At 66.8% G+C, this 3,919-nt stretch carries 3 protein-coding genes and 1 pseudogene; 1 reads left to right on the top strand and 3 read right to left on the bottom strand.

The features are described from left to right. The 3 genes and pseudogenes from ACOJSF_RS12830 to ACOJSF_RS12820 all read right to left on the bottom strand — a co-directional run. Positions 1–458, bottom strand: a pseudogene (locus ACOJSF_RS12830) (N-acetylglucosamine-6-phosphate deacetylase); the annotation flags it as partial. After that, positions 458–1,489 (bottom strand): SIS domain-containing protein, encoded by a 1,032-nt coding sequence (locus ACOJSF_RS12825; protein WP_420142589.1) that lies wholly within the window; start codon positions 1,487–1,489, stop codon positions 458–460. The pseudogene ACOJSF_RS12830 and the gene ACOJSF_RS12825, both read right to left, overlap by 1 nt. Continuing rightward, on the bottom strand, positions 1,486–2,232 hold the full coding sequence (locus ACOJSF_RS12820) for a GntR family transcriptional regulator (RefSeq protein ID WP_420142590.1): 747 nt from the start codon (positions 2,230–2,232) through the stop codon (positions 1,486–1,488). Before ACOJSF_RS12820 ends, ACOJSF_RS12825 begins: the two co-directional genes overlap by 4 nt. A gap of 205 nt (positions 2,233–2,437) precedes the next feature. On the opposite strand from ACOJSF_RS12820, the gene ACOJSF_RS12815 reads away from it, so the two are divergent. Next, positions 2,438–3,919 (top strand): TonB-dependent receptor (locus ACOJSF_RS12815; RefSeq protein WP_420142588.1); only part of this gene is annotated, 1,482 nt, incomplete at its 3' end.

Here is a 3,919-nt window from a genome sequence, read left to right as displayed (position 1 = left end):
CCCTCCTCGTCGAGCGGACGGATATGATCCTCATCGTGGATGCCCTTGCGCGCGACGTTGATGAAGGGGCCTTCGATGTGGATGCCCAATACGCCCGGCACACCCGCCGCGATCGCCGCATCGACCGCGGCGATCCCCGCGCGAATGACGTCGAGATCGTCGCTGATCAGCGTCGGCAGGAAGCCGGTGGTTCCGAACGGACGGTGCGCGGCGCCGATCGTTCGGATCGCGTCGACACTTGGGTCATCGTTGAACAGCACGCCGCCGCCGCCGTTGACCTGCGTGTCGATGAACCCCGGCACGAGCATCGCGCCGCCCAGCTCGTCGCGCGGCATGTCGCGGTCGATCGCGTCCTCGGCGATCACGGCGGCGATCCGCTCGCCTTCGATCACCACCGCCAGCCCGTCCTGGAACGCGCCGTCGATCAGCACCCGGCCGTTGATCAGGGCCTTCTTCATCAAACCGTCTCGGTCACCTTGGCGAGGTGCGGAGGGCGGTCGGGGTCGAAGCCGCGCCGTACCGACAGCGCGTTGACCGCGCGATAGAAGGACTGGATCGCCAGCAGCGGTTCGAGCGCCGGATGCGTCCTGCGCGTCGGCAGCGCGATGGCGCCGGGTGCCGGGCGTCCGGCCACCAGCATCTCGCCGCCGCGCGCGACCATGTCGGTGATCAGTTCGTCGAGCCCGTCGCCGGCCTCGTCGGACTGACCGATCACCAGCAGGGGGAAGCCGGGACCGATCAGCGTCATCGGGCCGTGCCGCACCTCGGCCGCGCTGAATGCCTCGGCGTGGAGGCTGCACGTTTCCTTGAGCTTCAGCGCAGCCTCCTGCGCGATGCCGAGTCCGACGCCGCGTCCGATTACATACAGGCCGCGAGCGTCCGCCAGCCGGTCGACCATCGGTGACCAGTCGGCCGCCCACGCCCGCCGCAGCAATTCGGGCAGGTCGCGCAACGCCGCGTCGAGCACGGCATCTTCTGCCCAGGCGGCGACGAGCGCGGCGATCTGGCTCAGCGCCGCGATGTAGGACTTGGTCGCGGCGACGCTCGTTTCGGGACCCGCGCCCAGCGGCAGCACGACATCGGCGAGTTGCGCCAGCGGCGAGTCGGTCACGTTCACCATGGCGACCGTGGTCGCGCCAGCCTCGCCGGCGGCGCGGATCGTCTCGACGATATCGGGGCTCTTGCCGGATTGCGAGATGCCGATCGCAAGCATCCCCTCGGCGGCGGGCGCGCGGCGATAGACGGACGCGACCGATGGGGCGGCGGAGGACACGAGTATGCCCGCGCGCGTTTCGATCAGATATTTGGCGTAGGTCGCGGCATGATCCGAGCTGCCACGCGCGCAGGTGATGACCCCCGTCGGCGGCGCCGAGCGAAGGCGGGCAGCGAGCGCTGCGACCGCCTCTGCGTTGGCCTCCAGCTGGCGCGCGACGACGTCTCCCGCCTCGCCTGCTTCGGCGAACATGCGCGTGTTTTCGGGCGCAATCATGCATTAGTTCCAATCGTGAGTTCGGCGACGAAATCGTAGGCGTCGCCGCGGTAGAAGCTGCGCGTGCTCTCGATCGCGCGCCCATCCTCCAGGAAACCGCGCCGCTCGATCAACAGGCCCGCGGCGCCCGGCTGGATGCCGAGCAGCCCCGCCTGCTCGGCATTGAACAGGACCGCGCGGAGCCGTTGCAGCGCGCGCACCGGACGATTCCCCTTGGCCTCCAGCGCGGCGTAGAGCGACTCGGCCACGGTGTCCGCGCCGTCGAGCCCGAAGCCGGGGATTGAGCTATATTCGAGCGCCATCGGCAGGTCGTCGGCGAAGCGGATGCGATGGAAGCGGAAGACGGGGCTGCCGGGACTGAGGCCAAGCATCAACGCCTCGTCTGGGCTGACCTGGCCCTCGCCCCGCGCGAGCCATTCGCTTCGCACGCCGCACCCACGCGCAGCCATGTCCTCCGAAAAGGAGGAGAGCTTGGCGAACTGCTTCTCGACGCGGCCGGCGACGAACGTGCCGGCGCCCTGCCGACGGATGAGCATTCCCTCGCCCACCAGCGCATCCAGCGCCTTCCTGACGGTGATGCGCGATACCGCGAAGTCGGTCGCGAGCTCGCGTTCGGCAGGGATAGCCTCTTGCGGTTTCAGGATGCCATTTTCGATCGCGCCACGCAGCACTTGGGCGAGGCGCCGGTACAGCGATCCCCGGCCATCATCCGTCAGTGCCCCGATCTGCGCGGCCAAACTCATCGCGATCCCCTTTACCATGGCCTTATAGGACCAATAAAATACCATTTGCCAGCGCAAATTTGTTTCTGGCGCAGAACGGCGCAGTTCCAGCTGTATGACAAGATCGTAATAATAGGCTTGACGAGAATAAATGTCAGGCAGATGGTACGCATATTGGTATGCTACCGGTCATAGCCGGGGCGTTCCATCGAGAAGGGGAAGGTCGATGACGATACGGCATATTCTGGTGGGTTCGGCCAGCGCGCTGGCGTTGCTTGCGGGGACGGCGCACGCGCAGGATAGCGCACCCAGCAATGCGCCGCCGTCCGGTGCGGTACAGCCCGGCGTCGGCGACACCGGCGGCAGCGAAGACGACGTGGTCGTCACGGGTATCCGGGGCGCGCTCCGCGCCTCGATCGATGCGAAGCGCTCGTCGTCGGTCATCGCCGACATCGTCTCGGCCGAAGATATCGGAAAATTCCCCGACAAGAATGTCGCTGAAGCGCTCCAGCGCGTCCCCGGCATCGTCATCAACCGGACGTTCGGCGAGGGCGAGCGGGTCTCGCTGCGCGGCACCGCGCCCAACCTGACCAAGACCCTGGTCAACGGCCATTCGATCGCGACCGCCGACTGGTTCATCGAGGATCAGCTCGCCGCGACGCGCTCGTTCAACTATCTCACGCTGCCGGCCGAGATCGTCGGCCAACTCGATGTCTACAAGAGCCCACAGGCGGATGTTGAGGAAGGCGGCATCGGCGGCACGATCAACGTCCGGACACGCCATCCGCTCGACCTCAAGTCGGGCACGATCTCGGCCTCGCTGCAGGGGGTCTATAGCGAGCGGTCGGACAAGTTCGATCCGCAGGGGTCGGGCCTGGTAAGCTGGAAAAACGAGGCGGAGACGTTCGGTGTCCTGATCGGCGGCGTCTATCAGAAGCGCCGCATCCGGCGCGACGGGGTCGAGGTGCTCGGCTATTTCGACGTGCCCGTCGGCGGGCAGACGGTGAAGGCGCCCTCCCTCATCGGCTCGGCGCTGTTCGAGCAGGAGCGCGAACGCTACGGCGGCAATGTCGAGTTGCAGTTCAAGCCGTCCGACCAGATCGAGATCGTCGCGACCGGCCTCTATTCGCGCTTCAACGCGGGCAACTTCAACCGCAACTATATGGCCTGGGGTTCCAACGCGATTGGCGGCGGCGGCACGCTGACCAATGCCGGCATCCAGGACGGCATCGTCACCTCGGGCACGATCACCTCGACGCCCGGCGGCCGCGCGGTGGTCTATGACGCCATCTATCGCGACGCGCTAGCCGAGACGTGGTCGGCCGACCTCGATACCGTATGGACGCCGAGCGACAGCGACACCGTCCATCTGAAGGCGGGCTATACGAGAGCCAAGGGCGACACCCGCAACCAGCCCTTCTATGAGGGCGGCGCGCCCGGGTCCTTCACGTTCGACTTCACCGACGGTCGCGTCCCCGAGGTCAGCTTCACCGGCGTCGACCCCAACAATCCGGACGACCTGGCGTTCGATTTCGCCTCGTTCCACCGCATCGGTAATCGGGACAAGGAAAAGTATGTCTACGCCGACTGGGAGCATGCGACCGAGCTGGGGCCGGTCTCGGCGATCAAGGTGGGCGCCAAGTTCACGGACCATGACCGCGTCACGCGGTTTCTGGCGACCACTTATGGCGGCTTCTTCCTCCCGCTT

Source organism: Sphingomonas sp., from assembly GCF_048594985.1.
Classification (GTDB): Bacteria; Pseudomonadota; Alphaproteobacteria; order Sphingomonadales; family Sphingomonadaceae; genus Sphingomonas_I.
This window is presented reverse-complemented; position numbering and strand designations above follow the sequence as displayed.

What these genes read in the sequence shown, in the direction of transcription:
- ACOJSF_RS12825 (WP_420142589.1), bottom strand. Translation starts at nt 1,489, where the DNA reads ATGATTGCGCCCGAAAACACGCGCATGTTCGCCGAAGCAGGCGAGGCG.
- ACOJSF_RS12820 (WP_420142590.1), bottom strand. Translation starts at nt 2,232, where the DNA reads ATGAGTTTGGCCGCGCAGATCGGGGCACTGACGGATGATGGCCGGGGA.